Source organism: Formosa haliotis (genome assembly GCF_001685485.1).
GTDB classification, from domain to species: domain Bacteria; phylum Bacteroidota; class Bacteroidia; order Flavobacteriales; family Flavobacteriaceae; genus Formosa; species Formosa haliotis.
Genome location: NZ_BDEL01000001.1, coordinates 3,431,522 through 3,454,265 on the forward strand (window position 1 = coordinate 3,431,522; position 22,744 = coordinate 3,454,265).

Sequence of the window (22,744 nt, forward strand, 5' to 3'; positions counted from 1 at the left end):
ACGATTAAATATGCAAAAGGGGTGTTTGTTAAACACCCCTTTAAATGCAAAGAGATTTAAATTTAATTTTTTAACTCGTAAGGATAAATAACCTTCCAGTCTTTAGCCATATCTACGATATCCCATCCTTTGTCTGTAGCTTCGTCTAAAGCTTTGTCAAATGTACCGATATGTGATTGTCTATCGTATTTCCATTCACGAATAGAATCGGTGTGGTGTACATAAATTTGTAAATTTTTAATAGGGTTTGATTCTGCCCAATGCATCATTTGTAAATCACCATCAGAGTTACCAATAGCGACTACAGGCTTACGCCCGATGTAACGGTTAATTCCAACAGGTTTACCATCTTTATCATCAATTAAATCAATTTCAGCAAGACGAGTAATAGTTGGTTTACCGTCGTTGTAACTGTATTTTGTTTTAATGCTACTTCCTATAACGTTTTCACTAGGAATGCCATACACTTCTTCTGCCCATGGTCGCATAAATTCAATGCCACCACCAGATACGATGAACGTTTTAAACTCGTTCGCTTGGAAGTATTTTACAAGCTCAAGCATAGGTTGGAAAATTAATTCGGTATATTTTTTCTTTTTAATCGGGTGTTCAGCTGTGCCTATCCAATCTTTTACAATGCCTGCAAATTCGTCGGTACTCATTCCAGCATGTGTAGTCATAACGATTTCTAAAAGTCCTTTTTCGCCTTGAGCCATTAAGGTTTTCATATCGTTTTCTAATACGGCTTTATAAGGTTGTTTGTTTTTCCATTCCGGATGTTCTGGAGCTAAGGCTTTAATACGGTCTAATGCAAAAAATAATTGAAAATACATTGGCTGTTCAGACCACAATGTACCATCGTTATCGGTAGTAACGATACGGTCTGATTTTTCTATAAAATCTGGATGACCAACAGTAGTCGAGTTGGTTACAAAATCGATAATAGCTTGTTTTGCTTTTCCTTCATTCCATGAGGGTAGCGGGTCTGCTATCTCTTTAGGGTGTTCGCTTTCAGTTGTTGTAGCCGTTTCCTGTGTATGTGTTTGTTCTTTACAAGATGTAAATACCATGGCAAACAATAGGATAAATAAATACGAATGTAATGTGCTAAGTTTTTTCATAGGTTTATTGTTTAATAGAATAAAGGGTGAATAAGGCACCCTTTAAATTTGATAAATTTAAGTTATTTACCTTCTAATTCTGGAATTACAATCCCTTTTTCTTTAAGTAAAAGTTTTGCTTTTTCTATGTTTCTAAAGCGTGTTATTTCCATTGGCCCTGTAAATACTTCACTTTGAAGCGGACGTGGTGGATATTTTACATACGATTTCATTAGATCTTGAGAGGCTTTATTGAAAATAGGTAAGGTCCATGTTTTTTCTGTAAAGCTATTCATAAATAAATCGTAACGCTCTTGTGGGTCTGCCCATAGGTCGTAAATTGCAGGTACTGTTGCGATATAAGTCTCATCACCTCTCCATCCTAATTGTTGTCCTGGAGCATCACTACCAGCTTGTGCACCATTGTCACCACGTGTGTTAAAAACGGCTTTCCATCGGTCTACGCGCACTGCACCTGGCGATAATTCAGATTCTGTAAAGTAGAACCATTTTCTACGTAAAGGCTCACCCTCATCGAATAATATGTTAGACATGTCGTAACTATCAAAAACCATTGGTACACCTTCTCTATCATTTGTTGGTAGGGTAACACCGGCTAAGCTAGCAAAAGTAGCCATAAGGTCTAATCCACCTACTATGTCATGATTGTCAGTTCCAGCTTTAATTTGTCCTGGCCACCAAGCTAATGCTGGTACAAGACTTCCACCTTCTCTATCTGTTCCTTTAGATCCTCTGAAAGGTGTGTATCCAGCATCTGGATAAACATCTTGCCAAGCACCGTTATCTACAGTATAAATTACAATGGTGTTTTCAGCAATACCTAACGCTTTAATTTTGTCCATAATACGTCCTACGTTATAGTCCATTTCCATAACACAATCGGCATAATTACTTTTAGCAGGAGATTTACCTTTAAATTGTTTTGAAGGTAAGTTAGGTTGGTGATTTTTAGCGAAGTTAATACTCATAAAAAATGGATTTTTATCTTTTGCATAGATATCCATTTGTTTTAAAACATTGTCTGTCATATTCATGTCTAATTCCGCAATGTTTTCTGGAGTTACTTTAGAAATTTCTCTAACTGCTTTACCAGCTTCTCCTTCTAAAATACCTTTAGTTGATTTTTGGAAAAAGGCAGCCATTTCTGGCGACATTTCAGGGTTCCAAGAAGGGAATGCGTAAGTATATGCATTTAAGTGATATAATACCACATTTTCCATTTTATCGTAGCCTTGGTTACTAGGCATAGCATAATCGGCTTCTCCTAAATGCCATTTTCCAGAGAAATAGGTATTGTAATTGGCTTTCTTAAGTATAGAAGCTAAAGTCCATTCTGCTGCAGGAAGACCTCCTCCTTGTCCTTGAAATGCTACAGTTGTCATTCCAGAACGGTTAGGAATTCTACCTGTTTGCATGGCAGCCCTACCTGGAGTACAACTTGGTTGACCATAAAAAGACCAAAATTGCATACCTTCTTTTGCAACATTGTCTAAATTTGGAGTAGGCATTCCACGTCCAACACCTCCTCCGTATACGCCAAGGTCACCCCAGCCAGTATCATCAGAGACAAGCATAATAATGTTAGGTTTGCTAGGTCTTTTGTTGTTCTTCTGTGCTTGTCCAAAATTCGGTACACAAAGCGCGAGTAAAACGACAAGCGTTGAGATGGTAATTCGATTCATAATAAAAAATTTATAGATTATAGATTTAGCTAATTTAAGTAAATATTGTTAAAATATGTTTTAAAAAAAAACCTATGAAATTTAATAGTTTTCATAGGTTTAGTTGGGCAATAATTATCGTCTAAATCCGCCATGGAAGCCGCCTCCCATACCTCCGTGGAACCCGCCAAAGTTAGAACGAGTAAATGTTGCTCCACGGTTCATGTCTAACGTATGTTTATTGTACATACCGTTGTTTCTATGTTGAAAAGACTCTGTAGGATGGCTTTTAAAATGATCGTTTCTAGATAAGTTATTGTGTTGTAAATTATGATTGTGATTATTAAAATTAGAATGGTGGTAGATGTTGTTATTATTAATATGAATATTTACATTGTTATGGTAAATATATGGTGGGAAAGGTCTCCATGGGTGAAAAAACGGAGGGAAGAATCCCCAGTAGAATGGTGAAATCCAAGGCGTAAACATTGGTCCCCAAAACCAATCCAAAATTAATGGTGTAGCAACAAAAGCTGGGTAAATATAATAGTCTGGTCCGTAAATATTTGGATCTCCTATTACCTGAACGGTATTGTTTTCTTTTTTAACATCTATAGTAGCTACATCTTGGTATTGATCTTTTCCAATAACGGCCTGAATGGTTACAATTTTTTCATCTCCATTATCTTTACTAACCACTCTTAGATAATCTACTTGGCCATCTTTATTTAAATCTAAATTCGAGATTTGGGCTTTAGGATCGTTAAGACGTTTCTCGAAATCTTCTAAATCTTTAGACTCTCCAAATACAGAAGACACGGCTTCTAAATCTAGGTTGTCGCTAATATCTGAATCTTTAGCTTCAACAGTAGTTGTTGTGGTTGTTGTATTAGATGTTGGAGCGTTGTTTACTGTTACATTTGGTGGTGGCACATTAGACGACGAACTTGTCGATGAACTAGAGCCACAGTTAACCATAATAAGCGATACCAATAAGACACTTAAAATTGAAAGCTTTTTCATTTGTAAAGAATTTTAGTGAGTTTTAAATAAAAAATAGTTGTTTGTTTTAAATAAAGTTAAAATAATTTTATCATTTAGGATGAGGTTTTATACGAACGACACCCTTTTTACGATAAAGTGAGCACTACATAAACTGTAAATTAATCCCAGTTAAAATTTGAAATACGGGTTGTACACCTTCTACATAAATAGAATATTGTGGCTCAACATACATATTGAAAACCGTCTTGCCCATTTTTACAACTTTACCAATCCCTAATGCAATTGGAATTGAATAGGCTTCTTTTTCGAAATCTAAAACCCAAATAGGAGCTCCTCTTAAATAAGTGCCTTTTCCTAACTGCCAAAAGTAAAAGGGTTGTATGGCTCCCATGTTTGTGGACTGTCTATCATCATCGCCAGCAAAAGAAGCTTGCCAGGTGATTAAACCTCCAAATTGAAATATAGGTGATTTTGAAAAGAATGCAACAAAAGCAAACCCTCCTTGCCATTTACCCGTTCCTAGTAAGTCGTCTGAAGCTGTAGGTGCGGTAATAGATGGTCCAATTCCAATGGTCGATGTCGCATCTGAGACTAAGGTATAGGCTAAAAAGGCATTAAAATCGCCTAATCCACTTGTGGTATTTACAACGCCATTGGCATTTGGTAAGCCCAAAGTAGAAAACGGCATAGAAGCACGTAGTAATAATTTTCCTTTAGCCATAGGTTTAGCGAAGCGTACCCATGTGGTATTCATAAAAGCATCATCTGGAGATTCTGCTAATTTAGGCATATAATAGTTTTGAAAACTTAAGGCCGTCATATTCGCCAAAGGGTTGTTGGCTTGTGCTGCACTTGCACTTGGATCTGGTTTTTCTTCAGTTTCTGTTTCAGATTGAGCAAATCCGATAGCACTTATAAAGATGCAGCATAATGCTAAAAGGTAGTTTTTTCTAATCATAATGGTATTGATTTAATAGAATAGTTTTATTCAAAAATAAATTAAATTATGTGTTTCTCGTGGTCTTTCTTAAACGATTTCATTTTTTTGTTTCAGACCTCGTGAGATGTAATAAATATACTAAATAAAAGTCAGTGTTAATTATAAATTAGAATGCAATTGGTACTACGCAAAAAGACGTTATGTCTGGTTTAATTTGAATTGAAATAAAAGTTAAGTTTTCTTTAAAGTGATTTTTAAGATGTAATTTATATGTTAATTTGTGCAGAAATAAAACCAAAGCAAGAGATCTAAAAATATAATCGGTTTGACCTTTGAATAACATTTAAAAAGGTTTTATTTTTAAACAATTAAATTAATCAGAGGATTACCTATAATTATTTAAACACATTTACCTCATGAGCGCAACAGAGCTAGGATTAACAGCAATAGAAATAGATAACATTTCCGAACGTAACGATTTTCATATCGCACCACTTAGGGAAGATGGTACAACGTATGGAACTTTAACATGGATCTGGTCTGTGCAAGTAGATCATCAGTTATATGTAAGAGCCTATCATGGTAAGGATTCTAGATGGTATCAAGCTGCGGTTAATCAAAAACAAGGTAAAATACAGGCTGCCGGATTTGAAAGAAATGTGCGCTTCGAACCTGTTTCGGGCGATATAAATGCTAAAATTGATGAGGCTTATAAAGAAAAATATGGCGATAGTCCGTACTTAAATACCATGATAAATCAGCATGCTAGAATGTCTTCACTTAGGGTGTATTAGCGAATAACATAATTTTTAAGTCGTTTTCTGTTTGAGAAGAAATGGCTTTAAAACGGGTTTGTTTGATGAATTTCAAATAAATCCGTTTTTTTTAGATAGGAATTTACCTGTGTAAAGGTTAAGTCACTGCTGTATAGAGTGATTTGAGCTATAATTATAAAATTTCATCCCGATTGAATTTTTAGGAACTTGTATTCGGTTTATATCTTTTCTAAAAAATGGTCACAACAACTAACATACTGGGTTCAAGACTTTTTAATTGGAAGTTGCTGTTTTCTTTCACATCGAAAATGATAAGTGAACCTTCATTTATTTTGTTGGTCTTTGTCTTGTGTTCCAAACTTAATTGGCCTTCGTAAACATAGATAGCTATGGTTTTTAAACCCTCTTCAGGAGTTGGGTGCCAGGAGCTTTCTCTTTCTAGGGTAATTGAAGATAAGGATGTTTTTGTATTGCCGGTTGTCATCACATTGAAATCTGTGCAACGCCCAATGCAGGTGGTATTCCAGTCGCCTTTAAACACATCGATATCACCACGATTAAGGGTAATACTATGCCTATTCTTGTGTTGTAGCGTTATTTGTCCATCTAAAACCAATAATTGTCTGTTTACACCTGCTAACGATGTGAATGTCGAGTGTTCTACCCGTACCGTAGCGGTGCTTAACCGCAGGTTGAAATTCAACTCAGAATACTTTGCTGTTGGCGGATCTATAAATAATTCGGTAGTTGTGCCTCCAGACCAAGGTTTAGGGGTAAAACGATGTGGAGGAAATATTTGAAGACTCATAAATAAAGGTTTTACTTTTGTAAAAATAAGATTCTTTAACTAAGCAGAAGTTATAATAGGTAATAAAGGATATACTTTAAGCGAGACCGCTTTTTTAGGTCGATTTAAATAGATATTTTTAAGGTATGCTTAATTCGATTGCCTTGTCAAGATAAACGAATTATTCAGTCTAAAATTTTAATCCTCAAAACTGTTGAAAATTCTTATTGTTACTCTTATTATATTCAGTGTTGCAACCACAGGTTTAGCACAACAATTTTCTAGTGGGGATTGGGTGGATTTTGAAAATGAATCGCGAAGAACTTTAAAAGTCACGCAATCTGAAGTTTTTAAGTATAACGATTTTCAGTTTCATGTCACATGGAACGATACTCTAAGTTATTCTGGTAATATTGGGTATTATGGAGGGATTTCCGAATTAAAGGTTTTCAAGCAAGATAAATTATTACAGACTGCGCAAGATATCGAGGATGGTATTGGCTTAGGTGAGATTGTAATTGAATTATATGATTATAATATGGATGGTTTTCTCGATTTTTCGGTGGTTCGAGAATGTGGTGCGTCCTGCTATTACGCGTATTATTTGTTCGATACCACACTTCAAAAATTCGTGCATCAGGAATCATGGGATGATATCCGTATTCAGAAATTAAATAAAATCGAAAAATTAATTGCTGTCTACCCAGACCGATTTGAAGGCCATACTACAAACACGTTGTACAAAGTAAAAGGGAGTACCTTAATCCGTGTTAAGTAAATCCTATGGAAAATAGAGGAAACTGACTATAAAGTTGAGTTTTCGTCAACTTCACAGACCCAAATAAATATTATAAACGCCAAGTTGAAAGCCGCTTTAAATTAGCAAAGCTTAACTTGATTTTTTAAGGCTGTTTATGTGTGTTAATGACGGTCTTCTATGGTCTCTTTCTTTTTATAACGTAGTTCCCCAAGTTCTATACCTATAGCGGTTTTAGCCAGTATGGTAAACACAAAGGCACCCAATGCCCAAATCCCTAAAGTCACACCTATCTCGATACCTGTTGGTAAATACTCTACAATTTTTCCGTAAGGTCCAGGGATAAATCCTGGAACAATAAGTCCGAATCCTTTTTCAATCCAAATTGCAACAAATAACATAAAACAACAAACATATAAGACCTTAAGATTATTTCGGAACCGATTAAATGTCAGGATGATTGTTGCAATAACATTTAGCGGAATGGCCGTCCAAATCCACGGTAATAAGGCATTTTTACCATGAAGACCAAAGAATAAATAATAGGCGCTTTCACTGTGGTGAGTAGGCGCATAGAACTCTTTAAATAATTCTGAAATTAACATGATAAGATTGATTTGTGCAGCCACAGTAACAATCATTGCAATTTTTTTAATGGTTTTATCTGGAATATTAAAGGCCGAAAACGAGCGGATAATGGCTAAAACTAAAATAATTAATGCAGGTCCTGCAGCAAAAGCTGAAGCTAAAAATCGAGGTCCTAATAAGGCGTTATTCCAAAATGGACGGGCTTGTAAACCTTGATATAAAAAGGCTGTTACCAAGTGAATCCCTACGGCCCAAAATACAGATAGAACTGCTCCTGGAACATAAACACTTTTTTTGGCTTCTTTACCTTGATAATGCCTAAATAGGATATAAAAAGGAATAGAAATATTAATAAATAAATAACCGTTTAAAACAATAACATCCCAAGTAAGCATAGAATTAGGGAAATTGAATACACCAATACCGGGAATCATATGCCAAAGTACCGACGGACCACCCATATCGGCAACTACAAACGCTAAACACATAATTAATGCTGCCACGGCGAGGCCTTCGCCAATTAAAACGGCTTGTTTAAAATCGACATCTTTTAACACATAAGTCGGCATAACAAGCATTACAGCAGCCGCAGCTACTCCTACCAAAAAGGTGAAATTAGAAATGTATAATCCCCAACTTACACGATCGGTCATGCCCGTAACACTAAGTCCTTCTTCTAGTTGAATGGAGTAACAATACATACCAATTAACATGACTAATGTTAGAACGCCCATCCATATGTGATACTTTATAGACCCTTTTGTAATGGTGTCTAAACTATCGACTACTAAACTTTTTAATACTTTAAATCGTCCCATTTATTATTGTTTTATATCAAACAGCTGAGGTGTGATGTACGCTCAAACTTCCGATTTATATGCTTTCTTTTTTGGTATATAGCTTAATCCATAAAGTACCAGAATTTAGGATCTGTTCCTAAATCTTCCTTTAGTCTAAATACTTTTTTGTTTTCTAAAACCCAACGTATCGTGCTATTTGGGTCTAATAGGTTTCCGAAAATTCTAGCTCCTGTTGGGCAAGCTTCTACGCAAGCTGGGTTTTTTCCTTTTCTAGAGCGTTGTACACAGAAGGTACATTTTTCCATCACTCCTTTTTTACGCATTCTGTTCCCCAAGTAATGTTGATTTTTGTTTACTTCAGATTCAGGAACTTCAGGTTTGCTCCAATTAAATCGGCGGCCATCGTAAGGGCAGGCGGCCATACAATATCGGCATCCTACACACCAATCGTAATCTACAACTACAAGACCATCGTCTTCTTTCCAGGTGGCTTGTACCGGACAAACTTCAACACATGGCGGGTTGTCGCAATGAAAACATTGAGTCCCCATATAAAAATGGCCCTCTACAGGTACTTCGTGATAGTAATTATCGTCGGCCTTATCAAATTTAAATCCTTCTCCGTCTTTCATTTCGTGAATACGGATATATTGCATTTCTGAATTCCGATCTTGATTGTTTTCCTTTACACAAGCACTTACACAATCCATGTAGCCTTGGCATTTAGAAATATTGAAAGCATAACCAAATAAGACATCTTCAGCTGGATTTTCTGCAGTCATACTAATGGTTTTTCCAGTGCGTAATTCGTAAGACCGCATCAGCCTATTTATGGTGTCTTGCTTTTCTTCATCGGACATTAACTTGTAATTGCCCTTAAATTGTTCTTCCCAATCTATTTGTGCTTTTTCCTTAGCATCATCGCTAGCAAGCGTACTACACGAGGTGCTTATAGCTCCGGCGCCTATTAGTAAACTTGCCGTGAGTTTTTTAAAAGCCGTTCTACGGTCCATTTTAACATCGAAAACTTGGTCGAAACCATCTTTATGGCGTTCGTCTCCTATAGATGCATTAATGGCTGCTTCGTAAAATTCATCGGCACTAAGTTCTTCTTCATTTTGATTATGACTGCCGCATCCCCCTTCAGTTTTTCCACAACCACAGCTACCCGAGGTTTCCTTTTTTTATTTAGACCTAAATCTAAAGCGTACCATTTTTTATTATTGCTCATACCTCCTCTGTTTTTAATGATCTAAATCTTGTTTACGTTCTAGTTCGATATGACTATTGAATTGTGCTGGCCATCGCGATTCGAAACCTGGACTATGCGGATTATGGCAATTAACACATGTCATTGAAGCTCTTGGCGGTGCCCAACCGGCTACTTTTTTTCCGTGTGCACCTCCTTTCCAATCTTCAAATTGGTTGGCGTGACATTGAGCACATACTTTATAACTACTATTGAAATCTATTCTGGTACCCGTAAGACTTTTTAGATTATTCATGTCGTTTCCATTATGGCAGGTTGTGCAATTCATGGCATCTCCATTAGCATGATTTAATTTAATGTCCCAATGGGCTTTTTGTCCCGATTCACTATACATTTGGGTTACAGGTTGTGTATGGCATTCTATACAAGCATACGATTTTAATTGCCCTTTGCGTTCCGGAATTAAAAAGGTATGTTCTCCTTCGGTAATCTTAATTAAATTGGTGCCTTCTAACAATTCTTCCGAAGTAAGTTTTCCGTGATAAGGTTTGCTTTCTGCATTAATTTTATCAGTAATAGAATGATATTTTTCTTCCTTTTTACAAGAACTAAATACCATAATAACCAAGGCTAATAAACAATATGTTATATTTCTATTTCTCATCGGTAGTCTTGAATGATCTTTTAAAAGCACTCTCATCCATGATCGGCGCTTCGTTAGTTTTTGGTAAATGACATTGTCTACAATTAATACGTTCTGGATGCGTGGTTCTAATTTCTTTAGGAGCACTTGGTCCGGCATGACAAGAAATACAGCTTTCACGCATTTCTAATTGATGCGGAATCATTGGTGGTGTGCCTATTAAAGCGTTATTTACCCCAACTCCAACTTTAGGAGGTGTTTCTTTATTAAAAGCAAACGGTTTAAATGTGGCATCTGTCTTTTTCTCGACATGGCATTGGCGGCAATTTATCATTTCTGGATGCGGTGTAATCGGGGCATAGGCATTGTACTTCTCTACAAAGCCACCGTCTTGATGACATTGAATACAGGTGTTTCCACCTACGCTATGATCGTTAGCAACCGGATGCGGAATAGTAGGCGGCGCCCCAAGAAAAGCCCTATTGTTATAATAGTCTTTTAAAAATCGCTGATGATCTTCGTCTACAGGTAAGTTAACGTAGTCTGTGCTAAAATCGGAACGTTTAAACATACCGCTTTCTAGAGGGATAACCTTGCCCGAAGGTGCTTCTATAATAGGTGTATAGGCTTCCTCTAGTCCTTCCCTATAGCTGAAATTCCAAATGGTAATAAAGGCTATAAAAATGATGACGAAAAATGATATGATTACAAGTCTCTTTTTCATAACCTAGGCTTTTTCGACTTTAACGGCGCATTTTTTATAGTCGGGTTCTTTAGAAATAGGGCAAAAAGCATCAAGTGTTACATCGTTAATTAGCATGTTTTCATCAAAGAAAGGCACAAACACCTGTCCTTTGGTTGGTAAGCCACGTTCGTTAATAGATGCTGGTAATTTACAAGATCCACGTCTAGAGGTTACTTTTATAATTTCTCCATTTCGTATTCCTAAAGCTTTAGCATCGTCTGGATGAAATTCTACATAAGCATTAGGCATGGCTTGGTTTAATACAGGAATTCTACGGGTCATAGAACCCGTATGCCAATGTTCAATTACACGGCCGGTGTCTAACCAAAACGGATACTCTTGGTCTGGTTTTTCTGGTGCATCTTCAAAAGGGCGTTGCCATATTACAGCGCGACCATCTGGTTTGCCGTAGAAATGGAAATCTTCGCCATTAGAACAAGCCGGATCGTATTTAGCATTGAAGCGCCATTGGGTCGATTTCCCGTTTACATAGGGCCAAATAACTCCCGATTCTCTCTTTAAAACGTCTAAGGGAGCCATACCGTGTTTTGCACCTTCATGGAACTGTCGGTACTCGTTGAAAATCTCTTCTACATGATTTTCTCTACTGTAAGGGAATAGGTCTGCAAAGCCCATACGCCTTGCAACTTCAATAAACATCCAAGCATCTGGAGTGGTCTCGCCAGGGCCTTCAACCATGGGTTGCCAATATTGTGTTCTGCGTTCAGAATTTCCGTAAAGTCCACCTTTTTCAATATGCCACGATGCAGGTAAAATAACATCGGCAACATCGGAAGTTGGAGTAGGAAATACATCGGAAACCACAACAAAACACGATGGTTTTTCCATTGCTGGACGATAACGACTGGTTTTTGGTAAAGACACCAACGGATTCGTAGCTTGAGTCCATATAAATTTAATATCGCCACGATCTACTGCTCTAAACATTTCTGTGGCATGATACGTGGGCTTAGAAGGAATGCGTTCTACTGGAACTTTCCATATTTTAGCAGCAAGCTTTCTGTTGTCTTCGTTGGTAACAACTCCTTTTGGTAACTTGTGTGTAAATGTTCCTACCTCACGGGCGGTACCACAAGCCGAAGGTTGACCTGTTAACGAAAAGGGGCCGTTTCCTGGTTGAGAAATTTTTCCTGTTAAAAGATGAATGTTATAAATAAGGTTATTCATCCAGGTTCCTCTTGTATGTTGATTAACACCCATGCACCAAAGCGACATTACTTTTGTATTTGGATCGCCATAAATGGAGGCTAAATATTTAATGTCGGTAATAGATACTTTGGAGTATTTTGAGACTTTTTCTGGACTGTAATCTTTTAAAAATTCTTTATAAGCTTCAAAATCGATGCCTTCTGGTTTGTCGGCAAATTCGTAGTTGTCTTCTAGTCCGTAACCCATATTGGTAAGACCTTTGCTGAAGTTACAGTGTTTTTCTACAAACGATTTGTTAACCCAACCCTTTCTTATAATTTCGTAACAAATAGCATTTGCTACGGCTAAATCTGTTTGAGGTTCAAATAATATAGAACGATCTGACGCCATACTGGAACGTGTTGTTCGCGTGGCAAAATCGACAATCTTGGCACCTCTATTCGCTTTTTGTTCTAACATTCTAGAGAATAATACCGGATGCATTTCTGCCATATTATTTCCCCAAGTCACAAAATAATCGGCATGATCGATATCTTCATAACAGCCCATAGGCTCGTCTGCTCCAAAAGATGATAAAAATCCAGTTACCGCACTAGCCATACATAAACGAGCATTACAATCTAAATTATTGGTACCTATAGCACCTTTCATAAATTTAGAAGCAATATAACCTTCAGGTATTGTAGATTGTCCAGAGGTATACATGGCAACAGCATCTTTTCCGTGCTGAGCAATGGTCTCTTTCATTTTATTAGCAACAATATCTAAAGCCTCGTTTAAAGGCGTTTGTACGTATTTGCCATTTTTTTTAACCAAGGCATGTGTAAGACGATCTTTAGATTGAATACACATGGTTTGGTGATAACCTTTTACACAAAGCAATCCTTTATTTACGGATGAATTTGGATCTCCTTTTACCGCAACAGCTTTGCCATTCTCGGTGCCAACCAATATACCGCAACCTACACCACAAAAACGGCAAGGTCCTTTTTTCCAATCTAGATTAGCACCTTCGGGAATGCCTGCTTCTTGCTCACTGGCAAATAAAATTCCTGGAAACATAGAGGCCGCAGCTGTCATGGCCGATAACATGGCTAACTTTTTAATAAAACTTCTTCTATTGGTTACAGAATTGTTCATAGACGTATTAATTTTGAGGTGAGTTAAAGCCAGAGACCAAAGACAATAGTTTTAGGCTAGGTATAGATTCAATTTTTTCTTTTAGAATTTCTTCTTCTTGTTCGTTGGGAGTTTCGGTAACTAAAGCCAAAAGTTCTTGGTTTTCTGCAGGAACAACTTCACATTGTTCGAGGCCAAGTAATGCGTGCAATAATTCTTCTTTTTGTCCGGAAAGCGGAAGCGCGAGGTAGCTCTTTATTGGCATATATATTGGTTTTAGTTATGAATATTTATGTTTCATCATCTAAGTATTGACAATTTAGCAAAATTTCAACTATATTTTGATAAAAAACATGACAAAAGTCAGTTATATTGAATATTTCTAAATAACTAAGTTGTAGTACGTTATTGTTTATTTAGACCAAAAAGAGGAGCGATAATTGTTGGAAAATAAGGGTTATCCTTAGAGGACGAATTAGGTCGTGAGTAAATGGTGAAATATCAACGGCATTCTAAAAGCTAAAGATGCTATTTTCAGAATTTATGAAAAGTATCATTTGTGCAAAAAAAATAAAGGGTCTTCTAAAAATTTGAGTTTTCGTCAATCAGAGCTCCTGTCTGCCGAGAGGTTTGACGATATAGATTCTCACATGTATGTTATCCATATGATGAGAATCTGAAATAAATTCAGAATAATGTATTTTAATACGTTTTAGGCAGCTGCTTTAGAAATGCTATATTCTCATCTAATCGAACTAATGATAATTTCGTTAATGTAAATAAATTGGACTTTAAACGCCAGGATTCCAGCCAAGGGCAATGGCCACTTGGTTTTGTTCTTTAATAATGGAACGCATCATATAGGGACGTTCTAAACCTACATTTTGAATGGAAGTTTCTACAGGTTGACCGTCTATCGTTACGGTTCCTGTGAAATTTTTTTAGGTTGATGCCCTAAACCATACCTGTTATCTTGAACGAGTAATAACATAAGCATTTTATCGGGACTAGGACTTGAGCAATAAATCCCTAACTCGTCCCACAAATAAACTTGGTTTTTCGATTGTTTAATAGATTCAATTCGATTGGCTTCTCCAAATATGCTTTTTAATGTTGTATAGGTTGTTGGGAAGCTAATTTCTGTATCGTTTATATAAACGGCATGTGTTAGGCATGCAATAGTTATGTCTTGATTTCTTTTTTTTCTTTTGCTCGGATCTCTAAAGTCAAATAGTCCCATGAAATTACGTGTTATTAATTAGCTTCGGGCGTATTTAGTTCAGATGAAATCATGAGTGCAGGTTCCCAAGCCGAAACGGCACCATCGTCGATACTTAAAACAAAGCTACTTCCGTTAGGGACTTCTGCAACATACGATTGAAATCCGAAAGTTTGCCCCGCATGTCCTAACGATAAGTCAAGCAAATCTATAACACCTAAGCCATATCGAATTCCCATAGCCATTTCGTTAAAATATTGCGTTTTTACCAATTTTATAGTTTCAGGGTTTTTAAAGAGTTTTCCATTATACCATGCATTAATAAAAATGTCCATATCATCTAAAGTAGAAATTATTTCTCCGGCAGCACCTGCTAATGAAGGTGGCATATGTACTAATTTTCCTTTATAATGTCCGTCCGGCATGTCTTTAGGGATGTAAACCGATCCGAAAGAGGTGTGTTTTAAATCTAAAGGTTCAATAATATGTTGCTTTATATAGCTTTGAAATGTTTCTCCCGAGTATTTTTCTATAATCATACCTAATAAAGTATAATTTACATTGCAGTAACTCATTTTACTTCCTGGTATAAAAGGCTCTTTAATTGGTTTTGCTTTCGATAAGTTGATGAGGTCTTCTGGAGTGAATTTCATATTTGGGTCGCCATGAATTTCAATTTCTCTTTCATCATCGCCGGTAGTAAAATAATCGGTAAAACCTGTTGTATGGTTTAATAGGTTTTTTACTGTAACAGAATCGATATAATCTTTTCCGTCGATCACTAATAAACCTTCGTATAAATTTTTATTTGGAAGGATATCGGTTAGGCGGTCTTCTAACGAAAATTTATCTGCTTCAACCAATTGTAAAATGGCGCTTGCCGTAAATAATTTTGTGCAGCTTCCAATTTCATAAGGCGTGCTAAAATTTGTTATAGGGGCGTTTGCTCTACCATCAAATCCCAAATAAGAAAACACATCCTCGCTAGTCTCTACTTTAGCCATAACACGACACGAATGTTCTTTAGCATATTTAATTAAAATGCTATCTAGTTTGGTGTGTAAGGAATCGGGCAGGGGCTTGCTAGCGTGTTCTTTAGTTACAACCTCTACATCTTTAGTTTTCGATTGCTCTTTACAAGCAGCAAACAGCGTTAAAAATGTAAAAAAGAAAAACAGATTTTTAATTGTTGTTGTTTTCATAGAAAAATTAATGGAGTTGATTCTAGGTTAAAAGTAAGAAATATAAAGTAAAGGGTGCCGAATTAATGTAATTAAGGTTTTTGAAATCGTGAGTGTCTTTGTTAAAATTATAAGAATTACCTAAGATATGGTGTTTTAAATTTGGTAATGTGGATACGAATTAGATAATATAAATTGAATTATAAAACAGCTATTTTGATTGTTTTTCAGGTAAGCTGTTAAAATTGACGATAAACTGTAATTATTTGAAAAGAATTAGACCAATTGTGTTTAGTAGCTGTATCTTTACAGGAATTTGCTAAGCCTGAAATCGTACGTTAGCGCTACTTGTTCCGATTAAAAATACAAGAGGAATATGTTGATAGCGTTAGCCCGTTTTTTATCTGTAAAACGATATTTGTAACGGATTTTAAAGCGATTTTATCCTTTAAAGATGAGTCTGATTTGGCCTAGAATAAAATTTTTTTAATATATAATTTATAATGAAGCATATCCTTTTTTCCTTATTATTTGTATTTAGTTTAAGTGCTTTTTCTCAAATCTTAGAACCCGTAAAATGGACCACTTCGGTAGAAAAAATATCCGATACCGAATACAACTTAATTTCTACAGCACATATCGATGCAGGTTGGCATTTATATTCGCAAACAGTACCCGATGGCGGACCCATTCCAACAACTTTTATTTACGATAATTCTGAAGAGAATTTCACGATAAACGGCAATACAAAAGAAGGAGAAGGACATACCGTTCAAGATCCGGTGTTTGAAATGGAAATTAAATTTTTTGAAGGTGAAGCGACATTTGTTCAAAACATAAACCTGTCGCAAGCCACGGCAACAATCAACGGTATTGTGGAGTTTATGGTCTGCGACGATACGCGATGTTTACCACCTACCGAAATAGATTTAGAGTTTCAGCTTGGCGATAAAAAAGCCTTAACAACCGAAACAAAATCGGAGGTCATTCCTGCAGCAACATTAGAGAAAAACATAGAAAAAACCGAGAAATCGGTCGCTAGCAAAGGACTTTGGTCTATCTTTTTTATTGCGTTTTTATCGGGCTTTGCAGCCTTGTTAACCCCTTGTGTGTTTCCTATGATTCCTATGACGGTGAGCTTTTTTACCAAACAAAGTAAAACTAAGGCTGCTGGTATAAAAAATGCTATTATTTACGGGATAAGCATTATTGTAATTTATGTGTTATTAGGGACAGCAGTCACCGGAATTTTTGGAGCGAGTGCCTTAAATGCCTTAGCAACCAATGTGTGGTTTAATGTTATTTTCTTTATTCTACTGGTGGTTTTTGCCTTTTCGTTCTTGGGTGCTTTCGAAATTGTTTTACCAAACTCATGGGCAAATAAAGTCGATTCTCAAGCCGATCGTGGCGGACTTGTAGGGATTTTCTTTATGGCCTTAGCATTGGCTATTGTGTCGTTCTCTTGTACCGGACCTATTGTAGGTACCTTATTAGTAGAATCAGCATCTAAAGGAGGAGCCGCTCCAATTATTGGAATGTTTGGTTTCTCGCTTGCCATAGCCTTGCCTTTTGCCTTATTCGCCGCTTTTCCAGGGTGGTTAAATTCATTACCAAAATCTGGAGGTTGGTTAAACACCGTAAAAGTGGTTTTAGGATTTTTAGAGTTGGCTTTAGCGTTTAAATTTTTAAGTCAGGCCGATTTAGTATTACAACTTCACATATTAGAGCGCGAGGTCTTTATCGCGATTTGGATTGCCATTTTTGGAGCTTTAGCTTTTTATTTATTCGGAAAAATTCAATTGCCACACGATTCGCCATTAACACATATTTCGGTAGGGCGATTAAGTTTAGGCCTAATCGTATTAAGTTTTACTATTTATATGATTCCAGGGCTTTGGGGAGCACCTTTAAATTTAATTAGTGCCTTTCCGCCGCCGTTAGAATACAGCGAATCTCCTTACGGTGTCGGATTCTCCAAGTTAGGATCGGGCGGTAGTGCATCGGCTCATGGCGATTTACCAGAAGGCGCCCATTTATTAGCACCACACGATATTATGGCCTTTAACGATTACGATACAGGATTAGCCTATGCTAAAAAAGTAGGAAAACCGGTGATGTTAGATTTTACAGGTTGGGCATGTGTAAACTGCCGAAAAATGGAACAAAATGTATGGCCAGATCCAGGTGTTTTAAATATTCTTAAAAACGATGTGGTATTAATCTCATTGTATGTAGACGATAAACGCGAATTAGAACCCGAAGAAGTTACAGAGTCGCAATTAAAACCAGGCAAGCAGTTAAAGTATATCGGGCAAAAATGGAGTGAATTACAAACCATAAAATATAAGTCTAACTCACAACCATTTTACGTGATCATCGATCATAACGAAGACAAGTTGGTAGAGCCTGTAGGCTATCTGCCAGATGTGCCAGACTATAAAGCTTGGTTAGAGGAAGGGGTGGAGAATTTTAAAGAAGAATAGGTAAACTCGACGTAAAACAGAGCTTATAAAAAAATCATCAGTACGTTTTAATGTGTACTGATGATTTTTTTTGTTTTTCAACTAGATCAAATTATTTTTTTGTTAGAGATCATAAGAGTTTTAAACAGCTTCATTTAATAATCGCAAGTATTTTATTAAGGTTTCCTCGCTGTCCTGATCTGTTTCGTTCTTGTATTGTTCCAGTAAATTATCGTGCTGATTAAGTAAAGTTTCAAAGTTCTCAGAAGTAATGGTTTTAACCTCATTTGTTTCCTTATCTATGGCATATAGGAATCTTAGTTTGGCCAGTTTAGCACCTTGTATGGCTCCGCCAATAGCACCAAGGGCATAGCCCGTTTTCATTTGCTTTTTTCGTTCACTTTGGTCCTGAGAAATACCACCTCTAAAAACTAAATATTTTCCGTCGGAAATTACATTAGCATACCAAGGCTGCACTTTATATGTAAAGCAATTGATGTATAGAGAATCGCCGGTAGAATGGGCTAAAACCTCTTTCTTTAATACTTTTTTCTGAAGGGATTTGTCTGGAGAAACTAATTTGTAATCATTTCCACCGTTCATAGCGATGTCACTCGACGTTCTTTTTTCAATTTTTAAATCATACTGTTGCGAAGGTGTTTTGTTTACAAGCTCGTCGAAACTCATATAAGTCCCTTTCGGAAAGTTGGTTTGTGAAAATATTTGATTTCCAAAAATCAAAGTCATCACTAAAATCAATGGTATTGTTTTCATCTTAAATTGATTAATTTTCTGTCAAATGTATATTATTTCTAATCTCAAATTTAAAATGGATTCTACTTTATTTTCAGTTGTTAAATAAGTAGGTTTTCAGACTTATTATAACACAAAAAACGGATTGGTTTTAGTGGCCAATCCGTTTTTTTATATTCAAAATAGCTATGAATATTATATGGTCATGGAAAATAATTTGGTGTCGGGTTTGTTTTTTAATAAACGTAAATCGAATGCCATACAAATGTTTCTAATAAACATGCGTCCTGCTTCTTTTACAATTAAATGATCGTCAAAAATATCGAGTACACCATCGGCTTCCATCTCTTTTAAGTGCGATAAAATTTCAGGAAGTTCTTGTAATTGCATTTCTGGAGCTTTCCAAGAAGTTTCAAGATTACACATAATATTTAAGATGTGTTTTCTAACAATAAGATCTTTTTCGGTTAATAAATGACCTTTGAAAATTGGAAGCTCATTAGCATTTAAACGAGCGTAATAGTCATCTATATTTTTTTCATTCTGAGCAAAACTGTACCAAGAATCGCTGATAGACGACACTCCTAGACCGAGCATAAGCTGAGTTTTTCCAGAGGTATAGCCCATAAAATTTCGGTGCAAAGCTTTGTTTTTCATGGCCATATACATGCTGTCTGTAGGTAATGCAAAGTGGTCCATGCCAATCTCTACATAGCCCGCATCAAAAAATAATTGCTTTCCTAATTCGTATAATGCGCGCTTTTCGTTGTCTTGTGGTAAATCTGAATCTTTAAAACCACGTTGTCCATTTCCCTTAATCCACGGCACATGGGCATAGCTGTAATAGGCGATGCGGTCTGGTTTTAATTCGACCGTCTTTTTAATAGTATCGCGTATGCTGTCTTCGGTTTGGAAAGGTAAACCGAATATTAAATCGTGACTTACAGAATCGTAACCAATAGCTCTAGAATCTTCGGTAACCCGTTTTACCACTTCAAAAGATTGCATACGGTGAATGGCCTTTTGTACTATAGGGTCGTAATCTTGAATGCCAAAACTATTACGTTTAAAGCCTAAATTATACAAAGCTTGAAGTTGTTCTTTTCGTGTGTAATTAGGATGACCTTCAAAGCTAAATTCGAAATCTTTAGCCCTGTTAGCAGTTTCAAAAATACCGTTTATTAACTTGGTTAAATTTTCTGAAGAAAAGAACGTTGGCGTTCCGCCGCCCAAATGAATTTCCTTTATGTTTGGTCTCTCTTCTAAGATGTCGCAATACATATTCCATTCTTTTAAAACCATTTCTACGTAAGGAACTTCAACACCATGTTGCTTTGTAATACGTTTGTTACAGGCGCAAAAGGTGCATAAACTTTCACAAAAAGGTAAATGTATGTATAGACTTATTCCTTCGGAAGTATTTGATTCTTTAAACGATTTTTTAATGGTTTTAATCCAATTTTCAAGACTAATCCCTTGCTCGTCCCAATAAGGTACGGTAGGGTAACTCGTATAGCGAGGTCCTGGAATGTTGTATTTCTGAATTAAATTATTCATACGATCTTAAATTTTTGACTTCAGAATTCATCATTTCTAAAGTCGGTATTTGGGATTGCAAAAATACGATTTATTTAACGGATGTTTTACTCTTTTTAAGAATTAACTGTAGCTTCTTTTAAAAACGGATAATCGGTATAACCTCGTGCTCCTAAACCTCCAAAAAGGGTGTGGTTATCGGATATTTCATTTAAAGAGGCATTGGTTTTTACACGTTCTGGGTAATCTGGATTGGTTAAAAAATGTCTCCCGAAACCTATTAAATCGACTAAATTTTCTTGTAATAAGGCATTTCCAATGTCGGGTGTTTTATTTCCAGTAGCAATTATAGTGTTCTTAAAGGTGGCTCTTAAATGAGTTCGGAAATCATCGGGAATAATGGGAGCATCATCCCAGTCGGCCTCACTTAAATGTAAATAAGCAATATCTAAATCGCTAAGTTTTTTCGCTGCTAGCATAATGGTGTCTAAAATTTCTGGATCGTCCATATCTTTAAATTTTATAAACGGAGCCAGACGCACACCAACCTTATCCTGCCCAATAGCATCGGTAATTGCTTGAGTAATTTCCATTAACAAACGTACTTGGTTTTCTTTGCTAGATCCATAATCATCTATACGTTTGTTGGCATTACTTCGTAAAAACTGATCGATTAAATAGCCGTTTCCACCATGAATTTCTACACCGTCAAATCCGGCTTCTATGGCATTTAAAGCGCCTTGTTTAAAATCGTTAATGGTGATGTCGATGTCCTCTTGGGTCATCGCTCTGGGAGTTTCTACAGGCACAAAGGTAGCATCGCCATTAGGAGCGCCATCAAAAATATAAACCGAAGTGTCTTTTGCTATTTTTGCTGAAGGAGCGATAGGTTGTAATCCGTTTACTTTAGAAGAGCTTATACGGCCTACATGCCAAAGCTGAAGAAATATTTTACTTCCTTTTTTGTGAACTTCGTTCGTGATTAATTTCCAGCCTTCTATTTGTTCTTGAGTGTAAATTCCGGGTGTGTTGGCATATCCTTTTCCTTGTAACGAAATTTGAGTTGCTTCAGTTATAATGATACCGGCCGATGCCCGTTGCCCATAATATCTTGCCATGAGTTTATTAGGAACATCTCCTGGTTGCGATGCTCTAGAACGCGTCATTGGTGCCATTAAAAATCTGTTTTTTAAAGCTAATCCGCTTAAGTTATAGGGGTTAAAAAGTGCTTGTGTTTTCATGATGATATAGGTTTGAACTAATTACAATACAAAGTTAGAGGAGGTTTAAATAAATTAATTGTAATAAAACACTATATATTTGTAATATCTAATTAAGTTGTAAATGAGACGATTATTTAGCAGGCAGGCATTAAATGTATTCCAAATCGAATTGGAAGAATGGCCACATGCTGTGCATACCCATAATTTTTACGAATTAATTTTAATTGTTGAAGGTCATGGTATTCATAATCTTAACGATGTTAGTTTTCCTTATAAAAAGGGCGATGTGTTTTTGTTAACCCCAGAAGATTGGCATGAGTTTAAAATTGAATCAAAAACTATTTTTACCTATTTAAAGTTTACCGAACAAATTCTAATTGAAAAGCATTTAGATTCTAAAAACAGTTGGAAACGCAACCTAGAATCGGAGTTGTTTAAACCCAATGTGATTCCAGAGAATATTATTAAAGGTAAAAAAGATAAGCAAATGATTTGGAGCTTATTGGATATGTTGCTTACAGAGTTTCACGATTACGATCGGTTTAGCAGAGAAGTGGTTTTAGAGTTATTTGGAGCGGTTTTGTTTATAATTGTTCGAAATTTGAGTAAAAAAGGTGAAAATGTTTCTAAAGTTGAGCATATTGAAAAACAAAAAGTATCCGAAATGTTATCCTATATTCGTCAGCATTTAAACGATAAAGAAGCCATTTCATTACAAGCCATCGCTAACAAATTTTTAATGTCTCCAAATTATGTAAGTGTATATTTAAAGAAACATACGGGGATTGGATTACAGCAAATGATTATTGAAACCCGTTTAAAAACAGCAGAGCGTTTACTTAATCAAAGCACATTAACCATTTCTGAAATATCGAATACATTAGGATTTAATGATGCGAGCCATATGAATAAGATGTTTAAAAAGTATCGGAATAAAACCCCAAAAGCATATAGAAATACCTAATACAGAAGGCTTAAAAGCAAGAATATAAACCGTATGCTTTTACGTATTTTTAGTAACTCTTCTTAAAATGATGCTTTGCGCAGA

General features: G+C 36.1%; 20 protein-coding genes. 4 read left to right on the plus strand and 16 right to left on the minus strand.

Going from position 1 to position 22,744, the window contains the following annotated elements; translation table 11 throughout:
- Window positions 1-62: 62 nt before the first annotated feature.
- The 4 genes from A9D35_RS14400 to A9D35_RS14415 form a co-directional block, all read right to left on the minus strand.
- Window positions 63-1,121, minus strand: coding sequence for an HAD family hydrolase (locus tag A9D35_RS14400; RefSeq protein WP_066224145.1), 1,059 nt, complete (start codon window positions 1,119-1,121; stop codon window positions 63-65).
- A gap of 62 nt (window positions 1,122-1,183) precedes the next feature.
- Window positions 1,184-2,803 carry an arylsulfatase gene (locus A9D35_RS14405; RefSeq protein ID WP_066224147.1) on the minus strand — a complete coding sequence of 540 codons (1,620 nt, stop codon included), beginning with the start codon at window positions 2,801-2,803 and terminating at the stop codon, window positions 1,184-1,186.
- A 114-nt stretch (window positions 2,804-2,917) separates the two neighbouring features.
- Window positions 2,918-3,805: a hypothetical protein gene (locus tag A9D35_RS14410; RefSeq protein ID WP_066224149.1), complete on the minus strand. Its 888-nt coding sequence runs from the start codon at window positions 3,803-3,805 to the stop codon at window positions 2,918-2,920.
- A gap of 124 nt (window positions 3,806-3,929) precedes the next feature.
- Window positions 3,930-4,745: a hypothetical protein gene (locus A9D35_RS14415; RefSeq protein ID WP_066224151.1), complete on the minus strand. Its 816-nt coding sequence runs from the start codon at window positions 4,743-4,745 to the stop codon at window positions 3,930-3,932.
- A gap of 398 nt (window positions 4,746-5,143) precedes the next feature.
- Between A9D35_RS14415 and A9D35_RS14420 the strand changes: the two genes are divergently transcribed.
- Window positions 5,144-5,521 carry a DUF2255 family protein gene (locus A9D35_RS14420; RefSeq protein ID WP_066224152.1) on the plus strand — a complete coding sequence of 126 codons (378 nt, stop codon included), beginning with the start codon at window positions 5,144-5,146 and terminating at the stop codon, window positions 5,519-5,521.
- 211 nt (window positions 5,522-5,732) lie between these two features.
- Here the strand turns inward: A9D35_RS14420 and A9D35_RS14425 are convergent, their stop codons facing one another.
- Window positions 5,733-6,311, minus strand: coding sequence for a HutD/Ves family protein (locus A9D35_RS14425; protein WP_066224154.1), 579 nt, complete (start codon window positions 6,309-6,311; stop codon window positions 5,733-5,735).
- 193 nt (window positions 6,312-6,504) lie between these two features.
- Between A9D35_RS14425 and A9D35_RS14430 the strand changes: the two genes are divergently transcribed.
- Entirely contained in the window at window positions 6,505-7,068 is a 564-nt protein-coding gene (locus tag A9D35_RS14430; RefSeq protein ID WP_066224156.1) for an XAC2610-related protein, read from the plus strand.
- Window positions 7,069-7,211: 143 nt separating this feature from the next.
- Here A9D35_RS14430 and dsrP read toward each other — a convergent pair whose 3' ends face one another.
- The 8 genes from dsrP to A9D35_RS14470 all read right to left on the minus strand — a co-directional run bounded on the left by dsrP (window position 7,212) and on the right by A9D35_RS14470 (window position 15,743).
- Window positions 7,212-8,453, minus strand: a complete 1,242-nt coding sequence (gene dsrP / locus A9D35_RS14435; RefSeq protein ID WP_066224158.1) for a sulfate reduction electron transfer complex DsrMKJOP subunit DsrP — start codon at window positions 8,451-8,453, stop codon at window positions 7,212-7,214.
- An 83-nt stretch (window positions 8,454-8,536) separates the two neighbouring features.
- On the minus strand, window positions 8,537-9,448 hold the full coding sequence (locus tag A9D35_RS14440; protein WP_066224159.1) for a 4Fe-4S dicluster domain-containing protein: 912 nt from the start codon (window positions 9,446-9,448) through the stop codon (window positions 8,537-8,539).
- A 231-nt stretch (window positions 9,449-9,679) separates the two neighbouring features.
- Window positions 9,680-10,309: a cytochrome c3 family protein gene (locus A9D35_RS14445; protein ID WP_066224161.1), complete on the minus strand. Its 630-nt coding sequence runs from the start codon at window positions 10,307-10,309 to the stop codon at window positions 9,680-9,682.
- Window positions 10,299-11,012 carry a cytochrome C gene (locus tag A9D35_RS14450; protein WP_066224163.1) on the minus strand — a complete coding sequence of 238 codons (714 nt, stop codon included), beginning with the start codon at window positions 11,010-11,012 and terminating at the stop codon, window positions 10,299-10,301. Before A9D35_RS14450 ends, A9D35_RS14445 begins: the two co-directional genes overlap by 11 nt.
- 3 nt (window positions 11,013-11,015) lie before the next feature.
- The gene (locus A9D35_RS14455) at window positions 11,016-13,343 is read right to left on the minus strand and encodes a molybdopterin-dependent oxidoreductase (RefSeq protein ID WP_066224166.1); all 2,328 of its coding nucleotides are present in this window, start codon (window positions 13,341-13,343) and stop codon (window positions 11,016-11,018) included.
- Between the two features lie 7 nt (window positions 13,344-13,350).
- Window positions 13,351-13,587: a hypothetical protein gene (locus A9D35_RS14460; protein ID WP_066224168.1), complete on the minus strand. Its 237-nt coding sequence runs from the start codon at window positions 13,585-13,587 to the stop codon at window positions 13,351-13,353.
- Between the two features lie 654 nt (window positions 13,588-14,241).
- Window positions 14,242-14,562, minus strand: coding sequence for a DUF7738 domain-containing protein (locus tag A9D35_RS14465; RefSeq protein ID WP_066224171.1), 321 nt, complete (start codon window positions 14,560-14,562; stop codon window positions 14,242-14,244).
- 14 nt (window positions 14,563-14,576) lie between these two features.
- Window positions 14,577-15,743 carry a serine hydrolase domain-containing protein gene (locus tag A9D35_RS14470; protein ID WP_066224174.1) on the minus strand — a complete coding sequence of 389 codons (1,167 nt, stop codon included), beginning with the start codon at window positions 15,741-15,743 and terminating at the stop codon, window positions 14,577-14,579.
- Between the two features lie 482 nt (window positions 15,744-16,225).
- Here A9D35_RS14470 and A9D35_RS14475 point away from each other — a divergent pair, with 482 nt between their 5' ends.
- Window positions 16,226-18,205 carry a protein-disulfide reductase DsbD family protein gene (locus A9D35_RS14475; RefSeq protein ID WP_066224176.1) on the plus strand — a complete coding sequence of 660 codons (1,980 nt, stop codon included), beginning with the start codon at window positions 16,226-16,228 and terminating at the stop codon, window positions 18,203-18,205.
- 120 nt (window positions 18,206-18,325) lie between these two features.
- Here the strand turns inward: A9D35_RS14475 and A9D35_RS14480 are convergent, their stop codons facing one another.
- The 3 genes from A9D35_RS14480 to A9D35_RS14490 all read right to left on the minus strand — a co-directional run bounded on the left by A9D35_RS14480 (window position 18,326) and on the right by A9D35_RS14490 (window position 21,714).
- Window positions 18,326-18,958, minus strand: a complete 633-nt coding sequence (locus A9D35_RS14480) for a DUF6563 family protein (protein ID WP_141675547.1) — start codon at window positions 18,956-18,958, stop codon at window positions 18,326-18,328.
- A gap of 174 nt (window positions 18,959-19,132) precedes the next feature.
- Window positions 19,133-20,494: an oxygen-independent coproporphyrinogen III oxidase gene (gene hemN, locus A9D35_RS14485; protein ID WP_066224179.1), complete on the minus strand. Its 1,362-nt coding sequence runs from the start codon at window positions 20,492-20,494 to the stop codon at window positions 19,133-19,135.
- 95 nt (window positions 20,495-20,589) lie between these two features.
- A complete protein-coding gene (locus tag A9D35_RS14490) occupies window positions 20,590-21,714 on the minus strand; it encodes an alkene reductase (protein ID WP_066224181.1) in 1,125 nt (374 codons plus the stop codon).
- Between the two features lie 103 nt (window positions 21,715-21,817).
- Between A9D35_RS14490 and A9D35_RS14495 the strand changes: the two genes are divergently transcribed.
- A complete protein-coding gene (locus A9D35_RS14495) occupies window positions 21,818-22,660 on the plus strand; it encodes an AraC family transcriptional regulator (protein ID WP_066224183.1) in 843 nt (280 codons plus the stop codon).
- The last annotated feature ends 84 nt before the right edge of the window (window positions 22,661-22,744 follow it).